Raw genomic sequence first — 20,553 nt, 5'->3', positions numbered from 1 at the left:
TTTATGTGTGAGTGATTATAGAAAAGAAGTAAGGTGATGATGTGAGAAAAGAGTTAGCAGCAGCTAAAAAAGAATTGTTTGTTCCAGCAAAAGATGGGAAGGTTCATTTCTTTGTAACCACCTGTTCAGGAAATAATCGTGGGAAGGTTTGGCAGACTAGCGGTGATAATTTTGAACAGGGCTGGCTGAAGGTAGAACAGTATTTAGAAACTTTTCCGCTTTTTCCAAAATGGGTGAAGATTGAACGAATAGATACAGCGAATAAAATGAGCGCGGAAGACGGACAACAGGCGTTCTATCAGACGCAGCGGGACAATTATTTTCCTTATGGCGTAGCCTTCAATGAGGACAATGATTTGACGTTTTTACCGGAAGAAATTACTGGAAATGCGCTGCTGGTTCCTCATCCAGAGCATCGGATCGCTAGAAGAGATGCGCGCCTAATGATTAGTGAAGCGCATGTCCAAGCCTACAGCCAATACCGGGATCAATGTGACTTGAGTTCTCCGCTTCATTTTGGTAAAGAGTGGACGTTCTTTACAAAGAAAGGGGTCTTCATTGAAGAAGGAAAAATGTATTCAATGGAAACGGAAGGGTATGGACAGGGCGTACGGGAAATTAATGACGACAATCAATGGACTATGCTGGAACAGGGCATTCGACGAGGGGCTCACTACCTGATTGATCAGATTACCGAAACGGGCAAGTTTATCTATGGCTATTTTCCGATAGGTGGTAGAAAGATTAACAGCTACAACAGTGTCCGACACTATTCCAGTTTGTATGCGTTGCTGGAAGCCTACGATTATTTGCGAGAACAAGAATTGGTGGAAGCTGATTTTTTAGAAAAGATTGAACAAGGTCTGCAATGGGGACTCATGCATCTGACTAAAGTGACAGAAGATGCCTATTATGTGGTTGACGGCGAGGAATTAAAGCTGGGGGCTCAGGCGATGGTTATTTTGGCCTTGACCAAGTATCAGACAGTCACTGGGAATCAACAGTTTCTACCTTCGATTGAAAAGTTCTTAAATGGGATGAAGTCGTTTATTGCAGAAGACGGGTCAACCACTCATGTGCTGAATGAAGAGTTAACAGAGAGCGAAGCCTTTCGGATTATTTATTACGATGGAGAAGCGTTGTTTGCGATTATGCGGGCCTACCCATTAGTCGGTAAAAAAGAATGGCTGGACTTAGCAGAGCTGTTAATGAATCACTTTATTCAAAAAAGGTATGAACGATACCACGACCATTGGCTGAGTTATTCAGTCAATGAATTGACGACTTACTTACCAAAACGCAAGTATTTTGAGTTTGGTGTTCGGAATGCCTTGGAGAATTTGGCTTTTATTGAGAAAAGAGACACGGCTTATCCAACCATGCTGGAGCTGGTAGTGGCGGCAGTGAAGATGTTCGATCGGATTCAAGAAATTGATTTCGAAGAGCCGCTCTTTAGCGCTGAAGAATTCACTTGGCTGAAGCGTGTGATGGAGAAACGCGCCCTTCATGAATTGAGAACAGGAACCATGTGGCCAGAGCTGGCGATGTTCTTTGCCCAGCCGGAAACCATTGCTGGCGGATTCTATGTGCGGCATGATCGTTGCCGAATGCGAATTGATGATGCGGAACATTTCTTATCGGGGTTGATTAATTACCAGCTGTACCATTCGCCAGAAGTCGTTAGTGAGACGTTAACCAACGAAAAGGATGAGAATCCAGAGGAAGACTCGCTGGCAATTTCTGTCATTATTCCGGTTTACAATCGGGAAAAGGAAATTGCGAAGTGTTTGACGCAATTGGCACAGGCAACCTTCGATCACTCACAGTTTGAAGTGATTGTGGCGGATGATGCCTCGACGGATCAGACGATTGAGGTGGTTGAGAAATTCCAAAAAGACTTTGAGCATTTGCGAGTGCTTCGGTTACCAAAAAACTCTGGCGGTGCGTCTGTTCCTAGAAATGAAGGATTGAAGCAGGCAAAAGGGCGCTGGGTAGTCTTCGTGGATTCGGATGATTATCTGACCCCTCATGCCTTGGAAGATGCGTATCAATTAGCAATCGAGGAGGAAGAAACGGACTTAGTTTGCATGCCCTATTTCCGAGCAGCAGGTAGCCGTCGAGCGCTTAGCCGTTCGTGCTTCCAATCGTCGACAGCTGTCACAGGGATGGATTTTCTTGAGACCAAGCTTTACAACAGCTTGAACATCGTTGGCAAGCTGATGCGCAAAGAAGTGGTCGATCGGTATCAGTTAGAGTTTCCAACCAAGATTCGAGTACGTGAAGATAATTGGTTTTCTATGAAGCTTTATGCGGTGGTTCGCAAGATTGCGTTTCTAGGAAACAAGAAGGACTACTATTTCTGCGGCGAGTGGGATACGGTCTCGCTTTCAAAAATCGGGACACCACCACGGGACGCCATGAAAATTTACGCCGAAGTCTTTCGCTTCATTTTTAGTCTGGAGGAAGTACCGCAAAAGCGTAAAGCAGATCTATTAGCCATCTACCTGAATCGTTATGCGGCCATGATCAAACGGGGAAAATACGCGCCAACTCGCTTATTCCAGCAGATTGGCCATTCTCTTTATTTAATAAAAGGAAGTACTTATCTTGATCAAGAAGCCAAGCAGTTTATTAATGATTTATACAGTGGAAGATACGAAGTTCAATAGTAGACGGATGAAAGACAGGCCTTGAAAAGAGGGATTGAAATGGCAGAGCTTGGACAATTTGTCCTTGAGGTAATTAAAAATTTAGGGATGCGAAAACTGATTCTCATTCTCTTCATCACCGTGACCTTTATTGCTTTTTTGAAGCAACGACTGAAAAAACATCGTTCCTATGATGGACTAGATCCAGTGGAAGAGAGTTACCAAAAGGATGAAAATGGTCTTTATCCTTGGGAGGCGGATACTGATGATTCTCCTCAACGAATTCCCAAGGATGCGAAGAAATATATCCACAATGCCGGACCAAAACGGGGAAGATGGTCCTGAAAGTAAGGAGGTTGTTGTGATAAAGAAACCGCAGAGAACCCACAAATTCATTTTTTCCGAAGGGTTGGATCGGCTCTTGGTGGAACGAGACATTTTTACCAAACTAACCACACGAGAAAATCGCTTTGTACTTGGGAAGGATCCGTTATTTGTAACGAGTACCGTGGAGATTGAACCTTTTTCAATCTTTGTCAGGGGGACTCATATGCACACCATGGGCGCATTTAGCTACAGCCGCAGTAATCTGCCAGTGGACACAATCGTTGGCCGTTATACTTCGATTGCCCCTGGAGTAAGTCGAATGGGGCCAAACCATCCCCTGGATCGCTTCACTACCTCTCAGGTTACGTATGAAACCAAGAATATTTCCCTGAATACCTACAAGGAAAAATGGGGGAATCAATTTGAAACGGCACCAAATCAGCTGCGGCGCCAGCCAATTGTTATCGGCAATGATGTCTGGGTTGGGGAACAGGTGACGTTTAGTTCAAAAGGTATTACGGTTCATGATGGCGCAGTGATTGCCGCGCATGCGATTGTGACTAAGGATGTTCCTCCGTATGCCATCGTGGCCGGATGTCCGGCAAAAATCATCAACTTCCGTTTTCCCCCTGAATGTATTCAGCGGCTGCTTCAATTAAAGTGGTGGTGTTATGATTTCGGCCAGTTTTCGACGATTCGTGGAGATGAACCAATCGATGATTTTATCACTAAGGTGGAACAACTAATTGATCAGCAGAAAATAAAACCCTTTGTACCAATCGTAACGACAATTGATGATTTTCTGAAGGCTGCTGAAAAATAGGTAGGAGGTTCATGTGAAAAAGAAGGAAATAACCATCCTACTGCTACTTGCTTTTCTTTTTACCTTTCAACTGATGACTCAAGCAAACGACACCGATCGACTAGACCCAGTAGACGTAACGGGCGAAGCCTCAGCCAATTATCAAGAGGAAAGTGGTAATAAAAGAAAAAAGAGCCCAAAAAACCGAACAGTTCAGCTTAAACAATTTTATCTAAAAGTGACGGATGGTGCAGAAGACTCGGTGCCAGTTCCCTTACCGAATACTAGATTCACGATTCGACTCGTCACAAAGGAGCAAGAAACGTTCCTGCACGAAGGGATTACCAATGAGCAGGGAGAAATACAGGATGTAGCACTTCATAAGATTCCCTTACAGGGAGCTTCGTTGAAAATAAGCTATATCTTGGGCAATGCTCAAAGAGGATACGTACAAAAATATAATAAGAAGCCCTACAGCTTTGTTTTTACACTGCGATTAGGCAATGAGAATACTATCGACTTCACGGATCATCAGGTGTTGTTTGGTCAAGCAAAAAAGGAGGAGACATTTTTCTATAATTTTCAAGCTGCCCGGATCAATTATTATTTTGATCAAGCTGTTCAGGCGCAGGCGGATGCTATAAAGCAGGCCCGCAAATTATTTCCTGATACTGCAAATGTCTCAATAAAACCGATTAATATAAATTTTGAGCAAGGGAAATACCTTGACAGAAGCAATGCTTTCTCTCGAAATGGGCATGATAATAGTGCAATTCCTGATATTGTGGTTGGTGACCGCAGTGATAAGAGCTTTGAGACCAAGAATCTGATGCACAATATTATGCATGAGTGGACCCACTGGAATATGTATGCCGCCTTCGCAATGCCCAGTGGCAAATACGATAGTCATTATGGGGTCAATTCTGATCCGAAGATTAGTTATAAGGAAGGCTGGGCATTATTTGCAGGAGAAGTTTTTGCAGATCCTGAGAGTCTGGTAGAAACGGATACGCTAGTTCAAGAAAATGATGATCAGGGAGTGAATCGATTATTTGGACAGTCAACCAATCTCACTGTTCAGCAGGTTCTCTATGACTTGTTGGACACCGGATCGCAGGACGAAGCCTTTCATATTTCTGAACGCTACTTAAACGAAGAATTATCAGAACAGGAAATAAAGCAATTAAACTTTGGTATTCTTTATACCCTGATGATGGAATCAGAGGCGACTACCTTACAAGGATATTTGATCGATTTAGAAGACAAGTATATCGTGACAGCTTCAGACAAGGAGAAGTTTAACGAGGTACTTAAAATAAATGGACTGGCGAGGGATGGGAGCTTTAGTAAGGCGCGTGCCGAAAAAGCAGACTAACCCCTTTGTACAGTCAGAGACTAACAAGGAGTGTGAGCATGTGAATAAAGTATTGATTCTCACGAAAAATATATTAGCCGAGCAACAGCTTCAAAAGCAGCTTCAGCTGTTGGATTATGAAGTATTTTGTTCAAGAGAAAGCTTCATCAATCAAAAAATGGCTTCGATCCTTCCATTTTTCCCCATTATTCTATTAAGTGAAACGATTAGTAATTTGGAGATTGGAAAGTTTTTAGCTTATAAAACGCGAACAACAAATCTAGTGGTTCGCTTAGTGATGAACGAACCGGACGAAGAAGAAGTAAGAAGCTGGCAGGAGTTAGGAATTACTTGGGGACTGTTCAAATCGCTATCCTTTGATGGTCTCCGGGAAGAACTGGTGAAGCTGCAAAATGAGTTTTATGATGAGCTGTTAGAAAATAGCAGCGAGGAATGTCCAGCGATTGATAAAATTGAGAATCGAACCATGGAAACTTCGGCGGGGCGCATCTATTTTTCCAAGAAGGAAGAACAGCTGTTTAAGATGCTGCTGGAGTCTAAAGATACATTGATTTCTCGTAGTGATATTTGTGAAGTCCTGTGGCCTGAAGGAGAAACTGATTCAAATCGCAGTCAGCTTTCCTGCATTACCACCAAGATCAAGAATAAGTTCAAGGCTGCCGGCTACCAAGGGGATACAATCATCACTAAGTGGGGACGAGGGTACGGCCTGCATCCTGACTTTTATTACTATTTAAGTACGGATCAAGCAGGAGACAATTATCCTGAATTTATTCGGGATCACCGCAAGCTGGATCGTGTGTTGATCTGATGAGAAAAGAGTAGTCGATCTTGCGCTTTGAGATCGGCTATTTAGGTTGCCCAATGGTAAAAGACAAAAACATGCTGCCGAATCGGCAACATGTCCTTGTTTTATATATAAACTAAAACCAGAGCGGCATCATCAACGCACTTATGGCAACTGCATCGTATTTCACAGCTTCGCCCTTCACTTGATTATAAAGAATGCCGATAGCTTTAGGAAAATCTTGTTGGTAGGTTAGATAATACCAAGAAATAGCTTTGCAAAGCTTAGTAGCAACCAGCTGGTATTCGCCGTTTTTTTCCAGCAATGCTGCATGTTCTAATAGGATCTCTTGCAGTTCAGGTCGCTGTTTTACTGCTTCATCCGAATAAGCAGTACTGATCTGATCCATCATTTGCGTTACTTTTTTTTCTTGCTTCATGCTCTAACACTCCTAAGATTTTACTTGTATCAAATGATGTTACTAATCATATCAGCACTCTAAAATAAAAGACATTCATTTGCTTCTATGTGACAAAAATGTTCGTTTTAGGTTCAAACGTTAAAGAAGTTCACGATATGTTGCAGTTGAATATGAAAAAGCAGAATCCCCAGCCCTTTCAATTGATGAAAATCGGCTGGGGATTTTATAAAGCTAAGTAAGAATAGTGAGTATTTCATTGTTAATGGCATTCATGATATGAAGAAATTGTACTGGATCGAATACGTTGTTGACTAATACGATGCGACATGACCCATTAAGATACTCGGGATTATCTGTAATGATGATATCTGCCTCTTCATAATCATCGATAAAATTTAACAGGTTCGATTGGTAAATCAGGAGTAACTTTTCCTTGAGAAATTTCTTCGTAATATAGTTCTTAATAAAATGCAGATAAATTGATACTTGAGAAGTATCAAGCATGCTTAACTGGATGTAAGTCAGACTGATAAAGTACTTAATATTGCTGTTATCCAATAAAAGGTCACGAATTTCAGCAAAACGTGAATCATTGATTAGCTTCGTGTAAAGCTCTTCTATTTCTCTTTGTTTCTCGTGGTTCTCCTCTAGCAGCTGAACAGGTTCGTTAACGTGGGGCAATTGTTCGAAGTCCACTGTATTTAGATTCCAAATATCTAACAGATGTACACGAGTAGCTGAGATCGAAAAGGTGAAAAATAAATAATAATAATAGACAATTTGTCGGTATTGTTGCTGGGTAAGATTAATGTTCAGGTCTGCAGAATAATCTCGAATAAACTGCATAATGAATTGATAAATAATAGAATTCTCAGTGATGATCCCTTCAGCTACCTTATAAACTTCTGTAGGTGAAACAATATCATTTAGCAGAATTTGGACAAAAAAACTAAAAGCTAACTCTTCATTTGTTATTTTTACACGATTGCTGCAATAAGTAGAAAAACAGCCTGTGCAATCAAAGGCCTCCAAACGGAACAACTCTAAATGCTTTCTCAAATTTTCGAATTCTCGATCATCTAAAAAGCAGCCACTGGAAAAACGACAGTGTAAAATCCCATATAAAATTAATAAGTTGTTTAAGGAGTATTCGGATAGGTTTCGCTTATCGACAATTTTTTCGACTTGTTCCCGAATCGCTTCCTTGTCAACAGGAAAAAGCCAAATAGAATTAGGGACACAGGTGGTGAAAAAGTTGTATATGTACAGCCGGATGTTGACTTCGCTGCCTTCAAAAACTAGTTTCTTCTTGTTTCCTTGTGTGATTGCTATGTCGAATTTGTTCAGGGCTTTATTTAGATTTCGGATAACCTTATAGGCGTAGGATTTACTAACTGCTAAATTCTCACATAGCTCGTCGATGCTTAAGTGACCTTCAAGAGCGAGCTGTAAGCAAGCTTGAAAGGGAATCGACTCTTTAAAATAGCAATATTTAATGTTATTAAACACTGTACAGGAATCTTTAAGAAAAGCTGGATTGATGCGATATGTTTGAGGCGCTGCTTTGTAAATGAAGCAATCAATGCCCATTAAATGATTAATTTCGTCATTTAATTCCTGAATATATCGGAGAGTCGTTTTGGTTGTGATCCCTAAATAGACACCTAAGTTTTCTTGGATGTCGGTTATGATATGTAATTCGTCACTTTTTTGATAAAAATGATAAAGGATGCATAGTTTTACAAATTTGTTTTCCGACAATAAAGTGTTGATCATAATTGTTCTCCTTTTTCTCCTCTTTTCTTCAAAAACAGGATACACATTTTTTAAAAAAAAGAATTATACTAATTTTGATCGGAGAGATTGAAAGGAAAATAATGATTCAAGTTTGAAAAACCAATAGATCGTTCATTCTAATGAAAAGCCAATTTCATTTAACTAATTTCTTCTTAAATAATAAATTAGCAAAAAACCTACTTAATTTCAAACCTATTTTGTTGTTTTTCTTTCTTTCCGTGAACTATTTTTTTAGACGAAGAGTAGTAGCATTGCCAGCTCGTTATGAGCGTTGTGAGAACACTTGCAGCTAAAAAAAATTCAGTTTGTTGATAAAGCAACAGTGATAAGCAAACGACTGAAAAGGTACTAAGAGTAGAGCAGAAGTCTCTATTTGTTTGTGAATCACATCATAATTACTAAGGGGGAACTGCCATGCGCTCGATTTTAGTTTTGACTAAAAATGTATTGGTTGAGCAGCGGTTGCAGGAGCAGCTGCAACGATTAAACTATGAAGTATATTGCTCTGCTGATTTTTTAAATCAGTTATTAATGGGAATTGAAGTTGATCCCATCTTTGACATTCATCAAACCATTATTCTAAGTGAAACAGTAGCCAATCAGGAGATTCAGCAAATTTTGGATACGCTGCTGAAACAGGATCGAGTTGTCTTGCGTAAATTCGGCGGTGATCCTACCGACAAAGAAAAAGAGCAGCTACGCTCATTGGGGATCCACGACTATCTGATTGATGGCGATTCATTGGACCAGCTTCGTGAACAGCTTGCAGAAAAATTAGCTAAATTTGAAAATAATCAGCCAAGAACCGTGCTCATTCATCAAATGCCAGGGAAGAAAGACTTAAAGGATTTAAGAATCAAATTTTCTAAGATGGAAAAGAAAACCTTGCAGCGTCTGATTGAGGCACAGGGCGAATCCGTCTCTCGTCAGGATATGTGTACAGCGTTATGGGACGATGAGCCTAATAACTCTCATTTGTCGCAGCTTTCGCTGCTAATTAAGCGTGTGAAGCACAAGCTGGAGCTGGAGGGCTTCGAAGATGAGGCAATTGAAACAATCTGGGGCTATGGCTATCGACTGTCACCCAAGGTTGCCCAAAAAATCAAGAATAGTGAAATGAAAAATTTAGTGGAATTACCAAAAGTTGCAGTAGAAGAATGTTGATTTGAATAGTAAATAGCCCCCTTCCTTGAATTGTTAAAGTGCATTCAAGGAAGGGGGCTATTTGTTTAGCAGCAACTATCTATACGCCAAAAAAGCTTAAGATAAACAGTAGCAATGCTGGAAAGATTGAATTCATCGAGTTAAACATCCAGTGAACCATAATTGATCCCCAAATGTTGTTGAATGCCAGATAAATCACACCAAAGTAAATCCCAATTACCATATACGGAATCGTTGCAAAAACATTGCCGTTAAAATTGTTGATATGGATCAGACCAAAGAGAATGCCTTGTACGATCAGCATAACAGCTCTTACCGCTCGGCTAGTGAACTTTCCTAACAAGAGATAGCGGAAGGTTAGTTCTTCGGCAAAAGGGGCAATAAAGGGTACTACAGCTGCTAACAGTGCCCAGCCAGCTGATAGTTGAGCGCTAGAATCTGAAGCACTGCTTCTAATAGTAAGCAGATGAGCAGGAATGATCTCGCGAACTAGATGCAAAATCAGAAAAGCCCCAGCAACTAAGAAAATACTGATTAACAGCTTCCAAAATAATTTGTGGCGGTAAAGCCGCCATTGTGCTTTCAAAAAGTCCTTAAAAATATAAATCATTACCGCAAAGCCGGTACCAAAAAGCAAGACAGAAAGTATTAGAGAAACGAGTGGCTTGTCGTCAAACGGCAAAAGCGGAAAGATGTATTGTCCTATAATAAATTCTATGGGAATGACTAGTAAGGCCCACCATTGTTTTTTTGATTGTTCCATATTGCGCCTCCTTATTTTCCTTCATGGTAGGAAATTTTCTGAAATATGTAAAGCTATACGCAACTTTTCAAAAAAAGAAACTTTTTCATGAAACTTCTTTGGTATACTAGATAAAAGGAGTCGATGAGTAGTGGCAGATTATCAAATGCAAAAAGCAATAGGTGCCCTTTTTCGCAGTAAAAGCAATGGTCTAACTGGTGTCATTCGGATATTAGGCAGCTTGTACGATTACAAGGTAGTTGATGGTGTACCGGAAATTGGCAGTATGTTAGAAGTGATTGATTTTACCAGTCGGGAACTATTAGTCGTCGTTAATAACGAAAAAACAGAAAGTGAAGTGAACTACATTGATAATTTTTAATATCATCCTGTTCTTATTGTTGGTTGTTGTGGTGTTATTTGTGATTTCCAGAATGGTGGTTATTGTGCACCAGGGGGAAGTAAAGGTTGTTGAGAGCTTCGGGAAGTATGTGCGTTCTTTAGATCCGGGCTTGCATTTCTTAATCCCGATATTGTATCATGTACGTCGCCGTGTTTCTTTGAAGCAGACACCGATCCAGATTGAACCTCAAAGTGTGATTACAAGAGATAATGTAATCGTTGAGATCGACGAAGCGATAAAATATCATGTAACGGATGCACGGGCATTTGTTTATGATAATGAGGATGCAGTTACTTCTATGATCCAGGATTGTCAGTCTAACCTGCGGGGGATCATTGGGAAAATGGAATTAAACGAAGTGCTGAATGGAACAGAAGAAATCAATATGAGCTTGTACGAAAGCGTGAAGGATATCACTGCTGGCTATGGCTTATCGATTGACCGGATTAACATCGGTGAAATCTCGGTTTCCAATGAAATTATCACTTCCATGAACAAACTAATCACTGCTAGTCGTGACAAGGAATCCTTGATTACGATTTCAGAAGGTAAAAAGCAGTCGGTAATTTTAGAATCTGAAGCGAAAGCCTCTGAAATGCAGATTGATGCTGAAGCACGGGCGAAGCAAACCAAAATTGATGCTCAGGCTAGAGCAGAGCGGACTAAAATGGATGCTATTGCCGAAGCTGAAAAGATTAAGCTGATCACGGAAGCAGAAAAAATGCGGATCAGAGAAATCAACCAAGCGATTTCGGAGAGTGGCTTAACTGAAGAAATGATTGCCTATTTGGGAATTGAAGCCTTCAAGCATGTTGTTGAAAACAATAGCAATACTGTAATTATGCCTAGCAACTTAACTGAATTGGGAAATGTGCCGGCGATCAAAGAAATTTGGCAAAAAACCAAATAGGAGTTGAAGCGTCATCGCAAAAAAACGTAAAAAGCAGACCCCAGTAACGATTCTAACTAGTGTTGTCTTATTACTAGCTGCTTTATATGGCTTATATACACAGGAACACACCGAAGATACTACGGTGAAAAATGTTGAAGTCACACAATTGACTGAGATCCCTGCCTATGATGGTGAGCATCAGATTATTCAGCTGAATCATAATCAACCAAATTTTACCGCCGATGATCTGAAAATGCCGCTGGGCACTCATTTTTCCGATCTGGACAGCTTGAACCGGGTCGGTCGTGCTGATGGGATGCTGCATAAGAGTCTGTTTCCTAAAGAAGAGCGGGAACGATTGTATGTGAAACCAACAGGCTGGCAGCAGAAGTTTTATCAGGATAAGCCCTTGTACAATCGTGCGCATTTGATTGCTTTTCGATTGACTGGAGAGAACAATAACCTGAAAAATCTAATGACTGCTACTAGCAGCCTGAATTCGCCAGGAATGACCGTGTACGAGAATGAGGTGGCTGATTACCTGAAGGAGACAGGAAACCATGTGCGCTATCGGGTAACGCCTTATTTCGAGGGAGATGAGCTTGTGGCTCGTGGTGTTCAAATGGAAGCACAGAGCATTGAGGATGATGGTGTTTCCTATAATGTCTTCATCTATAATATTCAAGAAGGCGTAACGATTGATTATCAAACGGGGCGCTCACAGAAAAGCGAGTAGACTGACTACTTGCTTTTTTTGTGCAAAACAAAAAGCCGAGACGTGTTGTCCCGACTTTCATTCCATTAGCCCTTTAAAGAACCTTTGTTTTCCATAACTTCGTCAATCAAGCCGTAAGCCTTCGCTTCTTCAGCTGTCATGAAGTTGTCGCGATCGGTGTCTTTTTCGATGACTTCGATCGGTTGGCCAGTACGTTCAGCCAGGATGTTGTTTAAACGTTCACGGGTATTCAAGATGTGACGAGCCGCAATCTCGATTTCAGTTGCTTGTCCTTGAGCACCGCCAAGTGGTTGGTGAATCATAATCTCAGCGTTTGGCAAGGCAAAGCGTTTACCCTTGGTACCAGCAGTCAATAAGAAGCTTCCCATTGATGCAGCCATTCCTAATACGATGGTTTGAACATCGGCTTTAACGAAGTTCATAGTATCAAAGATCGCTAAACCAGCAGATACGCTTCCTCCTGGAGAGTTGATGTAAAGGTAAATATCTTTTTCAGAGTCTTGAGCATCCAAGAAAAGCAGCTGAGCGATAATTGAGTTCGCCATATCGTCGTTTACTTGTCCGCTTAGCATGATAATGCGGTCTTTTAATAGACGTGAGTAAATGTCATATGCCCGTTCGCCACGGGATGATTGTTCGATAACTGTAGGGACTAAATTCATAGTGAATCCTCCTTGTAAAATGTAGTCATATAGTAGTTTAGCACATTAAAAGGCTAAATCCTAAAAAAAAGTATACACCAAAGGTCAGTTTTGGTCAAATACTTTAGTTTTGTTTTTTGACGTTGGAATGCTATCCCAGATAGTGGAAAATATGTTACTATTAATAACGCATAAACAATGAGGAGGAACAAAATGAAAACAGCGTTGATCGGCTTATTGGGCGTATTGGTGGGAGCAGCCATTGTCGGAATTGCTGCCGTTATTTTTTTCAAATATATGGAAAGAAAAGAAATCCGCACGCGTGACTTGGAGCATCGGGTGAAGGAAATTGAAACCTTGAACCTTCTAAATAAAAAAGTGAATGAAGTGTTGGGGAAGCGGAACGTTCTGATGGAGGACTATGCGCGTTATAATGCTTTCGATGATTGTTATATTACTATCGATGATTATATCTATTTGCATTCTTTTGCAGCGCAAAATAATTTTTATTTACCGAACTATTTAATCGAAGAATTCTTTAAGAATATTTCACAGCGGAAGTCTATTTTATCCCCAGAAGAAACGGTAAAGATGGGCGGCTATACTTACAAGGGTGGTCGTGTGGTAATGGAATCTTTTTCCGACGAGCTGGTAGAAATTATCAATGAGAAGAAAAATCAGCTAAGCAAGCTGACAAAAAAACCGCTCCACTATTTTGATGTAAAGTAAGAGGTGAGACTACGTGACCTTAATTATGGCCCACCGCGGAAGTAGCGGAACTCATCCAGAAAATACCTTGCCAGCATTTGCGGAAGCTGTTCGGGCAGGGGCAGATTGTATTGAACTGGATGTTCATTTGACAAAAGACAAGCACTTAGTTGTGATCCACGATGAAAGTGTGGAGCGAACAACCAATGGCAAAGGGCTGGTTCGGGAACTGACTTTGGAGGAAATTAAAAAGTTAGATGCGGGCAGCTGGTTTGCTAAAGAATTTCAGGCTACCAAAATTTCGACTCTGCAGGAGGTCTTGAATTTGCTCCTGCAAATGCAATATCGCGGTATTTTGAATGTTGAGATCAAGACAGATAACTACCATTATCCTGGTATTGAAGCGGCACTGTCGGAAGTCATGCAGAGTCGTGACTGGCCGTTCACTTACTGGTATTCCAGCTTCAATTTGGAATCTTTGCGTATCATGCATGAAATTGAACCGGAAGCGCAGCTGGATTTGATTCTTAAGAAATCTCGGGCAATGGTTCAGGCTGCTTTGGAGTTTGATTTTATTGAAGGCATTCATCCTAGCTATGCATGGCTGCAGGAGAACACGGCCATAGCCGGAAGCTATCCAAAGCCGATTCGCCCCTGGGCAGTCAATTTGTATCAGTCGATGATGGAATGTATGGAATTAAAGGTAGATGGATTGTTTACCGACTTTCCTGAAAAGGCCCATCGTGTAAGAAGCAGGATCAAACGATGAAGAAAGTAATTGCTATTGTTGGACCGACAGCCGTAGGTAAGACTAGTCTAAGTATTCAGCTTGCTAAGCGCTTCAACGGAGAAGTTATCAGCGGTGATTCGATGCAGGTTTATCGTACTTTGGATATAGGTACAGCTAAGGTAACGCCAGAAGAAATGGAAGGGGTCCCGCATTATCTAATTGATGTCCGGGACATCACCGAAGGCTATTCTGCAGCTGATTTTCAAGCTGCTGCGAGGCAGAAAATCACTGAGATTTACCAACGAGGGAAGCTGCCGATTATAGTAGGCGGCACAGGCTTGTATATTCAGTCTTTACTTTGGGACTATAAGCTAGGGAATGAGAATCAGCAGGAAGACCCTACATTACGGGAAAAGTATGCGGCTTTTGCTGAAAAGCATGGCAAACAAGCTCTGTGGGAGAAGCTAGCAGCAATGGACCCATTGGCAGCGGAAAAAATTCACTTTAACAACGTGAAAAAGATTATTCGGGCTATAGAGGTGTATCAGCTGACCGGCCGTTCAATTTTGACGCCTAAAGAAACACCAGAACTATTGTACGACGCTTATTTGATTGGTCTTGATACGGATCGAGCACTTTTGTATCAGCGAATTAATCAACGAGTAGATTTGATGATGCAGCAGGGTGTCTTGGAAGAGGCCGAGAAGCTGTTTGCGTTTAAGGATCAACAGGCTGCTCAAGGGATCGGGTATAAGGAATTCTTCCCTTATTTTGAAGGAAATCTTTCGTTAGAGCAAGCGATTGAGGACGTGAAGCAGCAATCTAGACGCTATGCCAAACGCCAGCTGACTTGGTTCCGGAACCGGATGCCGGTTCACTGGTTTGATTTGGTTCAACATCCAGAAGAGACCGCCAAAATAGAATCAGCCATCACAGAATGGCTTGAGGAGGGATAAGTTTTGTCAGAAAAAGTCATTCTTGTCGGAGTAGAAACAGAAGAAAATAAACAGAACTATCTGGAATCTATGCATGAATTAGCTGGGTTGACCAAGACCGCTCATGGAGAGATTGTTTTTTCGATGACACAAAAACGCCCCAAAGTAGATCGTCAAACGATTATTGGCAAAGGTAAGGTAGAAGAGCTGGCTCAGCTAGTCGATGCCCACGAAGCAGAGCTGGTTATTTTTAATCATGCCATGACGCCAAGACAAAGCCAAACAGTGGAAGAGATTATCGGGGTGCCGGTAATTGACCGGATTCAATTGATTTTAGATATTTTTGCTCAGCGAGCACGTTCTAAGGAAGGCAAGCTTCAAGTAGAGTTGGCTCAGTTGAATTATTTATTGCCTCGTTTGATGGGACAAGGCCATAGCCTGTCGCGTCTTGGTGGGGGAATCGGAACAAGAGGGCCCGGGGAGACCAAGCTGGAAACGGACCGTCGTCATATCCGTAACCGAATTTCTGCAATCAAAAAAGAGTTGAAGAACGTGGAAGCCCATCGTGAGCGCAGCCGTCAAAAACGCCAGCAATCCAATATTTTCCAAATGGGTCTGATTGGCTATACGAATGCCGGTAAGTCGACAATCCTCAATTTGTTGACCAATGCGGAAACCTACTCTAAAGATCAGCTGTTTGCTACGTTAGACCCCTTGACTAAAAGATGGCAGCTGCCGCAAGGAATGCAGGCAACTATTACTGATACGGTTGGATTTATTCAAGATTTGCCAACTCAGCTGATTGATGCTTTTCATTCAACTTTGGAGGAAAGCAAAGGAATGGATCTGCTGCTGCATGTAGTGGATGCCAGCTCCGAGGATCGTCTGCAGCAGGAGCAAACAGTCATGAATTTGCTGAAGGAATTGGAAATGGATGATATTCCCATTTTAACGATTTACAACAAGGCGGACCGGATTGATCCGTTTGCCTTTACTCCAACGTTGTTCCCGAATACCCTGATATCTGCCAAGTCTAGTAAAGGCAAAGAAATTTTGGCCGAGGCGATTAAAAAGGAAATCATGGAACTGTTGGAGCCGTATTTGTTAACGATTAAGGCTGAAGATGGACAATCCTTGCATGCAATCCGTCGAGAAAGCTTAGTATTGAGTGAAACATTTGAAGAAGAAAAAGAGGTCTATCAAATTCGCGGTTTTGCGAAGAAAAGTTCTGTGTGGATAAGGAGAATGGATGATGAGTTGGACAGCTAGTCTTGCCCCTGAGTTAGTAAAAACAATTGATAAAGTTGATCAGAAAATTGAGCCCGCCTTAAAAAGAGTCCGGGAAACGGCTCTTTCTAATCAAGCGAAGGTTTTAGCGGCTTTTCGTGAACAGCACGTGTCAGAAAGTCATTTTTTGCCTTCTACAGGCTATGGCAACGACGACATGGGTCGTGATGCTTTAGAGGCAGTGTATGCCCAAACCTTTGGTGCTGAAGCAGCTTTGGTACGTCCGCAGCTGGTTTCTGGAACTCATGCTATTTCGACTGCTTTATTTGGTATTTTGCGTCCAGGAGACGATTTGCTGTACATTACCGGGACACCCTATGATACGTTGCTGGAGGTTATTGGGATTCAAGGCAACGGGATCGGCTCAATGAAGGAATACCAAATCGGCTATGACGAGGTGGACCTTTTAGAGGATGGCTCAGTGGATTTTGAAGGTGTAAAGCAGAAGCTGACCGACAAGACTAAGGTTGTAGCTATTCAACGTTCTCGCGGCTATGCTGCGCGTCCGTCTTTTACGATTGAAAAGATCAAGGAAATGTGCGACTTTGTCAAAACGGTAGCTCCTGAAGCAGTCATATTTGTTGATAATTGCTACGGTGAGTTTGCCGAGCTTTTAGAGCCGACTCAAGTTGGAGCGGATTTAATGGCGGGGTCATTAATTAAGAATCCTGGTGGCGGAATTGCGAAAACAGGTGGTTATCTTGCTGGGAAGCAAGAGCTTGTTGAACGCTGCGCTTATCGCTTAACTACACCTGGCGTTGGTGCGGAAGGTGGGGCAATGCTGGGGAATGTTTACGATATGCTGCAGGGTTTCTTCTTAGCACCTCACGTCGTTGGTCAAGCAATTCAAGGGGCCATTTTCTCATCAGCATTGTTAGAGGAATACCAAATTGAATCAACCCCTAAATGGAATGACCCTCGTACAGATTTGATTCAACTTGTGGAATTGAAGGATCGTGATGCAATGATTCGTTTCTGTCAGTCGATTCAAAAATTCTCGCCAATTGATGCGTATGTAGCACCAGTGCCTTCTTATATGGCTGGTTATGAAGATGATATCATTATGGCAGCAGGAACCTTCGTTCAAGGCGCCAGCATCGAATTAAGTGCAGATGGTCCATTACGGGAACCTTATTCGTTATATTTGCAGGGTGGATTAACTTTTGAGCACGTAAAAGTGGCAGTTGCCAATGCAGTGAATGATGTTTATCATCAAACAAAAGCTGAATAAAGAAAATAAATTGAGCATCGAGGCTGTGACATTAGTCTTTTTAACAGATGGAATTCCGAACTATATTGTATTTGCGACTACGATCCAGTAGGTCCTCGTCGCAAATCCACAATATTTAGTGTTTCTTACTAGATATCGTTCGTGAAATTCAGGTCTGTTTTTACTAATGTCACAGCCTTTTTTTTGTAGCTGAATGGATCAGCTTTATGCAATGGTTTTCCTTGATGCATAAGTATTTGCAGCCTCTTTTAAGCAAAAGCGAAAAAGTCATGTTAGAAATTTTTTACTCCTATGTAAGAAAATCTCACATTTGCTGTTGACAAGTGGTCTAATGCTTGGTATCCTATTTTCAACATTAAGAAACAGGGAGGATATTTGATGCGGGAAAAAGAATTGCGTCGTTCATTAGCTGTTTTTCCAATTGGTACAGTCATGAAACTAACAGATTTAACTGCCAGACAGATTCGTTACTATGAAGAACAAGAATTAATCCATCCAGAGCGGAGCGAAGGCAACCGTAGAATGTATTCTCTGAATGACATTGATGTGCTTCTGGAGATCAAGGATTATCTATCAGACGGTTTGAACATGGCAGGAATCAAACGAGTGTATCAAATGCGTCAGGACGAAGAAAAAGCGGCCAGAGAAAAGCCGCCATTGACCGACAAAGATGTCCGTCGAATCTTCTATGACGAAATGCTGACCCAAAGCGGGTTAAGTCAACAACATCCATATCAATCGCAAGGGCCAAAGCTTTAGTGGTTGTGGAATAATAAAAAAATGAAGCGTAAGGAAGGGATACTATGCCAAAGAGAGATTTAACAGTTGAAGACATTAAAAGAATCGTTGAGGAAGAGAACGTCCGCTTTTTACGTTTAATGTTCACCGATATTTTAGGAACAATTAAGAACGTTGAAGTACCAGTCAGCCAGTTAGACAAAGTATTAAGCAACAAAATGATGTTTGACGGATCTTCTATTGAAGGATTTGTTCGAATCGAAGAAAGTGATATGTACCTATATCCTGATTTGACTACTTGGATGATCTTCCCATGGGAAAGCGAACATGGCAAGGTTGGACGTTTGATCTGTGATATCTACAATCCAGATGGTTCACCATTTGCAGGGGACCCTCGTGGAAACTTAAAACGTGTACTAGCTGGCATGAAAGAATTTGGTTTTACCTCTTTCAACTTAGGACCAGAGCCTGAATTCTTCTTATTTAAACTAGATGAATGTGGCGATCCTACATTAGACTTGAACGATAAAGGCGGATACTTCGATTTTGCACCGACTGACCTTGGTGAAAACTGCCGTCGCGACATCGTGTTGGAATTAGAAAGCTTAGGCTTTGAAGTAGAAGCATCTCACCATGAGGTAGCTCCTGGACAACACGAAATCGACTTTAAATATGCTGATGCAATTGAAGCTTGTGACAACATCCAAACCTTCAAGCTAGTGGTTAAAACAATCGCTCGCAAACATGGTTTACATGCAACCTTCATGCCGAAACCTTTATACGGAATCAATGGTTCAGGTATGCACTGCAACATGTCATTGTTTAACGATGAAGGCAATGTTTTCTATGATGAAGATGGTCCAATGCAACTAAGCGAAACAGCTTACCAGTTCTTGGCTGGCTTGTTGAAACACGCTCGTGCATATACAGCAGTATGTAACCCAATTGTTAACTCTTACAAACGTTTAGTACCAGGATTTGAAGCACCTGTATACGTAGCGTGGAGCGGACGCAACCGTTCACCACTAATCCGTGTACCTGAGTCTCGCGGACTTTCTACTCGTTTAGAATTACGTTCAGTTGACCCAGCAGCAAACCCATATTTAACAATGGCTGTATTATTGGAAGCGGGCTTAGATGGTATCCGCAACAAATTAACACCGCCAGCAGCTGTTGACCGCAACATTTATGTAATGACTGAAGAAGAACGCAAAGAAGCACAAATCCTTGATTTACCTTCAACTATCCACAATGCAATTAAAGCGTTGCGTGAGGATCAAGAAATGATCGATGCTTTAGGTTCACACATTTACAATAACTTCTCGGAAGCGAAGAAGATTGAATGGGCAGCGTTCCGTCAAACGGTGTCTGAGTGGGAACGTGAGCAGTATCTAGAGTTATATTAATCCCTAACTTAACTAATCAACCTAGTGAGAAATTTTTCTTCACTAGGTTTTTTTTGTTTTTAAAAAAAGTATAATTTTTCATAAGTGATATTCTTCTTACACCATGATTAATGATGTCCGGCTTCACAAACTCGCTTTGTCAGCAAGCAGCTAAGCGAGTTTGCGAAGCCTTTTTGTATCTAACTTTTTGTCTCCTGGTTAGTGACAAAAGCTAGACAACCGTAATTATTTGTCCATCACTCGATGACAAAGTAATGATTTTTGACTGTCTAAGAAAAGGGTAAGATAGGTTCATAAGAAAATATACCATCATATGAAGGAGCTCACTATGGATAAATTAACTGAAAAAGATGCAAATTTTCAATTGAAAGCGAATACGCAAAAGGAGGTTTTACAGCAGTTAGCCCAGCTGGCATTTGAACGGGGAAAAGTAGCGGATGCTCAAACTTTCTATCAAGAATTATGCAAGCGGGAAGAAGAAAGTACCACTGGGTTTGGCAATGGCGTAGCCATTCCTCATGCACGTCACAGCATTGTTAAGGAAGCGGGTGTCTTAGTTGCGCGTACAGATAATGATATTGAATGGAACGCATTAGATGATGAGCCAGTCAATGTATTTATTTGTCTAATCGCACCAGATGATCAGAATGACTTCCATTTAAAGACTTTATCAAAAATTTCACGACGTTTGATTCATGATGACTTTATCGATACGTTGAAACATGCTTCGCAGCCAGAAGTATTAGAAGAAATAAATCAAATCATCGTATAGGAGGAATTGAA

21 protein-coding genes are annotated in these 20,553 nt (G+C 41.4%); 17 read left to right on the top strand and 4 right to left on the bottom strand.

What is annotated here, in order from left to right; genetic code table 11:
* Window positions 1-41: 41 nt before the first annotated feature.
* The 5 genes from I588_RS26635 to I588_RS24600 are packed head-to-tail and all read left to right on the top strand — an operon-like array spanning window position 42 to window position 5,963.
* On the top strand, window positions 42-2,669 hold the full coding sequence (locus tag I588_RS26635) for a glycosyltransferase family 2 protein (RefSeq protein ID WP_010755891.1): 2,628 nt from the start codon (window positions 42-44) through the stop codon (window positions 2,667-2,669).
* Window positions 2,670-2,708: 39 nt separating this feature from the next.
* Window positions 2,709-2,993 carry a hypothetical protein gene (locus I588_RS24615; RefSeq protein WP_010755892.1) on the top strand — a complete coding sequence of 95 codons (285 nt, stop codon included), beginning with the start codon at window positions 2,709-2,711 and terminating at the stop codon, window positions 2,991-2,993.
* Between the two features lie 16 nt (window positions 2,994-3,009).
* Window positions 3,010-3,798, top strand: coding sequence for a CatB-related O-acetyltransferase (locus I588_RS24610; RefSeq protein WP_010755893.1), 789 nt, complete (start codon window positions 3,010-3,012; stop codon window positions 3,796-3,798).
* 13 nt (window positions 3,799-3,811) lie between these two features.
* The gene (locus I588_RS24605; RefSeq protein WP_010755894.1) at window positions 3,812-5,152 is read left to right on the top strand and encodes a hypothetical protein; all 1,341 of its coding nucleotides are present in this window, start codon (window positions 3,812-3,814) and stop codon (window positions 5,150-5,152) included.
* Between the two features lie 40 nt (window positions 5,153-5,192).
* On the top strand, window positions 5,193-5,963 hold the full coding sequence (locus tag I588_RS24600) for a helix-turn-helix domain-containing protein (protein WP_034692414.1): 771 nt from the start codon (window positions 5,193-5,195) through the stop codon (window positions 5,961-5,963).
* A gap of 112 nt (window positions 5,964-6,075) precedes the next feature.
* On the opposite strand, the gene I588_RS24595 is transcribed toward I588_RS24600, so the two are convergent.
* Both I588_RS24595 and I588_RS24590 read right to left on the bottom strand, forming a co-directional pair.
* Window positions 6,076-6,378 (bottom strand): bacteriocin immunity protein, encoded by a 303-nt coding sequence (locus I588_RS24595; RefSeq protein ID WP_010755896.1) that lies wholly within the window; start codon window positions 6,376-6,378, stop codon window positions 6,076-6,078.
* Window positions 6,379-6,591: 213 nt separating this feature from the next.
* Window positions 6,592-8,136, bottom strand: a complete 1,545-nt coding sequence (locus tag I588_RS24590) for a helix-turn-helix domain-containing protein (RefSeq protein WP_010755897.1) — start codon at window positions 8,134-8,136, stop codon at window positions 6,592-6,594.
* A 435-nt stretch (window positions 8,137-8,571) separates the two neighbouring features.
* Between I588_RS24590 and I588_RS24585 the strand changes: the two genes are divergently transcribed.
* A complete protein-coding gene (locus I588_RS24585) occupies window positions 8,572-9,321 on the top strand; it encodes a winged helix-turn-helix domain-containing protein (protein WP_010755898.1) in 750 nt (249 codons plus the stop codon).
* A 79-nt stretch (window positions 9,322-9,400) separates the two neighbouring features.
* Here I588_RS24585 and I588_RS24580 read toward each other — a convergent pair whose 3' ends face one another.
* Window positions 9,401-10,084 (bottom strand): CPBP family intramembrane glutamic endopeptidase, encoded by a 684-nt coding sequence (locus I588_RS24580; protein WP_010755899.1) that lies wholly within the window; start codon window positions 10,082-10,084, stop codon window positions 9,401-9,403.
* A 130-nt stretch (window positions 10,085-10,214) separates the two neighbouring features.
* On the opposite strand from I588_RS24580, the gene I588_RS24575 reads away from it, so the two are divergent.
* The 3 genes from I588_RS24575 to I588_RS24565 are packed head-to-tail and all read left to right on the top strand — an operon-like array spanning window position 10,215 to window position 12,094.
* Window positions 10,215-10,445, top strand: coding sequence for a hypothetical protein (locus I588_RS24575; RefSeq protein ID WP_010755900.1), 231 nt, complete (start codon window positions 10,215-10,217; stop codon window positions 10,443-10,445).
* Window positions 10,432-11,376, top strand: a complete 945-nt coding sequence (locus I588_RS24570) for an SPFH domain-containing protein (protein WP_034692416.1) — start codon at window positions 10,432-10,434, stop codon at window positions 11,374-11,376. Before I588_RS24575 ends, I588_RS24570 begins: the two co-directional genes overlap by 14 nt.
* Before the next feature lie 13 nt (window positions 11,377-11,389).
* Window positions 11,390-12,094, top strand: coding sequence for a DNA/RNA non-specific endonuclease (locus tag I588_RS24565; RefSeq protein WP_034692418.1), 705 nt, complete (start codon window positions 11,390-11,392; stop codon window positions 12,092-12,094).
* Window positions 12,095-12,159: 65 nt separating this feature from the next.
* Here I588_RS24565 and clpP read toward each other — a convergent pair whose 3' ends face one another.
* Window positions 12,160-12,756: an ATP-dependent Clp endopeptidase proteolytic subunit ClpP gene (clpP, locus tag I588_RS24560; protein ID WP_010755903.1), complete on the bottom strand. Its 597-nt coding sequence runs from the start codon at window positions 12,754-12,756 to the stop codon at window positions 12,160-12,162.
* A 192-nt stretch (window positions 12,757-12,948) separates the two neighbouring features.
* On the opposite strand from clpP, the gene I588_RS24555 reads away from it, so the two are divergent.
* The 8 genes from I588_RS24555 to I588_RS24520 all read left to right on the top strand — a co-directional run bounded on the left by I588_RS24555 (window position 12,949) and on the right by I588_RS24520 (window position 20,542).
* Window positions 12,949-13,464, top strand: a complete 516-nt coding sequence (locus I588_RS24555; RefSeq protein WP_010755904.1) for a hypothetical protein — start codon at window positions 12,949-12,951, stop codon at window positions 13,462-13,464.
* Between the two features lie 13 nt (window positions 13,465-13,477).
* On the top strand, window positions 13,478-14,212 hold the full coding sequence (locus tag I588_RS24550; RefSeq protein ID WP_010755905.1) for a glycerophosphodiester phosphodiesterase: 735 nt from the start codon (window positions 13,478-13,480) through the stop codon (window positions 14,210-14,212).
* Window positions 14,209-15,129, top strand: coding sequence for a tRNA (adenosine(37)-N6)-dimethylallyltransferase MiaA (miaA, locus tag I588_RS27625; RefSeq protein WP_010755906.1), 921 nt, complete (start codon window positions 14,209-14,211; stop codon window positions 15,127-15,129). Before I588_RS24550 ends, miaA begins: the two co-directional genes overlap by 4 nt.
* Before the next feature lie 3 nt (window positions 15,130-15,132).
* On the top strand, window positions 15,133-16,377 hold the full coding sequence (gene hflX, locus I588_RS27620) for a GTPase HflX (protein WP_010755907.1): 1,245 nt from the start codon (window positions 15,133-15,135) through the stop codon (window positions 16,375-16,377).
* Window positions 16,361-17,626, top strand: coding sequence for a methionine gamma-lyase family protein (locus I588_RS24535; protein ID WP_034692421.1), 1,266 nt, complete (start codon window positions 16,361-16,363; stop codon window positions 17,624-17,626). The genes hflX and I588_RS24535 overlap by 17 nt, the downstream gene beginning before the upstream one ends.
* 378 nt (window positions 17,627-18,004) lie before the next feature.
* On the top strand, window positions 18,005-18,385 hold the full coding sequence (locus I588_RS24530) for a MerR family transcriptional regulator (RefSeq protein WP_010755909.1): 381 nt from the start codon (window positions 18,005-18,007) through the stop codon (window positions 18,383-18,385).
* A 44-nt stretch (window positions 18,386-18,429) separates the two neighbouring features.
* A complete protein-coding gene (glnA, locus tag I588_RS24525) occupies window positions 18,430-19,770 on the top strand; it encodes a type I glutamate--ammonia ligase (RefSeq protein ID WP_010755910.1) in 1,341 nt (446 codons plus the stop codon).
* Between the two features lie 328 nt (window positions 19,771-20,098).
* Window positions 20,099-20,542 (top strand): PTS fructose transporter subunit IIA, encoded by a 444-nt coding sequence (locus I588_RS24520; RefSeq protein WP_010755911.1) that lies wholly within the window; start codon window positions 20,099-20,101, stop codon window positions 20,540-20,542.
* Window positions 20,543-20,553: the final 11 nt, after the last annotated feature.

The organism is Enterococcus pallens ATCC BAA-351 (assembly GCF_000407485.1).
GTDB lineage: Bacteria > Bacillota > Bacilli > Lactobacillales > Enterococcaceae > Enterococcus_A > Enterococcus_A pallens.
The sequence above is the reverse complement of the archived record's forward strand: the minus strand, read 5'-3'. Positions and strand labels throughout refer to the sequence as shown.

What these genes read in the sequence shown, in the direction of transcription:
- I588_RS24615 (WP_010755892.1), top strand. Translation starts at nt 2,709, where the DNA reads ATGGCAGAGCTTGGACAATTTGTCCTTGAGGTAATTAAAAATTTAGGG.
- I588_RS24595 (WP_010755896.1), bottom strand. Translation starts at nt 6,378, where the DNA reads ATGAAGCAAGAAAAAAAAGTAACGCAAATGATGGATCAGATCAGTACT.
- I588_RS24590 (WP_010755897.1), bottom strand. Translation starts at nt 8,136, where the DNA reads ATGATCAACACTTTATTGTCGGAAAACAAATTTGTAAAACTATGCATC.
- I588_RS24585 (WP_010755898.1), top strand. Translation starts at nt 8,572, where the DNA reads ATGCGCTCGATTTTAGTTTTGACTAAAAATGTATTGGTTGAGCAGCGG.
- I588_RS24580 (WP_010755899.1), bottom strand. Translation starts at nt 10,084, where the DNA reads ATGGAACAATCAAAAAAACAATGGTGGGCCTTACTAGTCATTCCCATA.
- clpP (WP_010755903.1), bottom strand. Translation starts at nt 12,756, where the DNA reads ATGAATTTAGTCCCTACAGTTATCGAACAATCATCCCGTGGCGAACGG.
- I588_RS24555 (WP_010755904.1), top strand. Translation starts at nt 12,949, where the DNA reads ATGAAAACAGCGTTGATCGGCTTATTGGGCGTATTGGTGGGAGCAGCC.
- miaA (WP_010755906.1), top strand. Translation starts at nt 14,209, where the DNA reads ATGAAGAAAGTAATTGCTATTGTTGGACCGACAGCCGTAGGTAAGACT.
- I588_RS24535 (WP_034692421.1), top strand. Translation starts at nt 16,361, where the DNA reads ATGAGTTGGACAGCTAGTCTTGCCCCTGAGTTAGTAAAAACAATTGAT.
- I588_RS24530 (WP_010755909.1), top strand. Translation starts at nt 18,005, where the DNA reads ATGCGGGAAAAAGAATTGCGTCGTTCATTAGCTGTTTTTCCAATTGGT.
- glnA (WP_010755910.1), top strand. Translation starts at nt 18,430, where the DNA reads ATGCCAAAGAGAGATTTAACAGTTGAAGACATTAAAAGAATCGTTGAG.
- I588_RS24520 (WP_010755911.1), top strand. Translation starts at nt 20,099, where the DNA reads ATGGATAAATTAACTGAAAAAGATGCAAATTTTCAATTGAAAGCGAAT.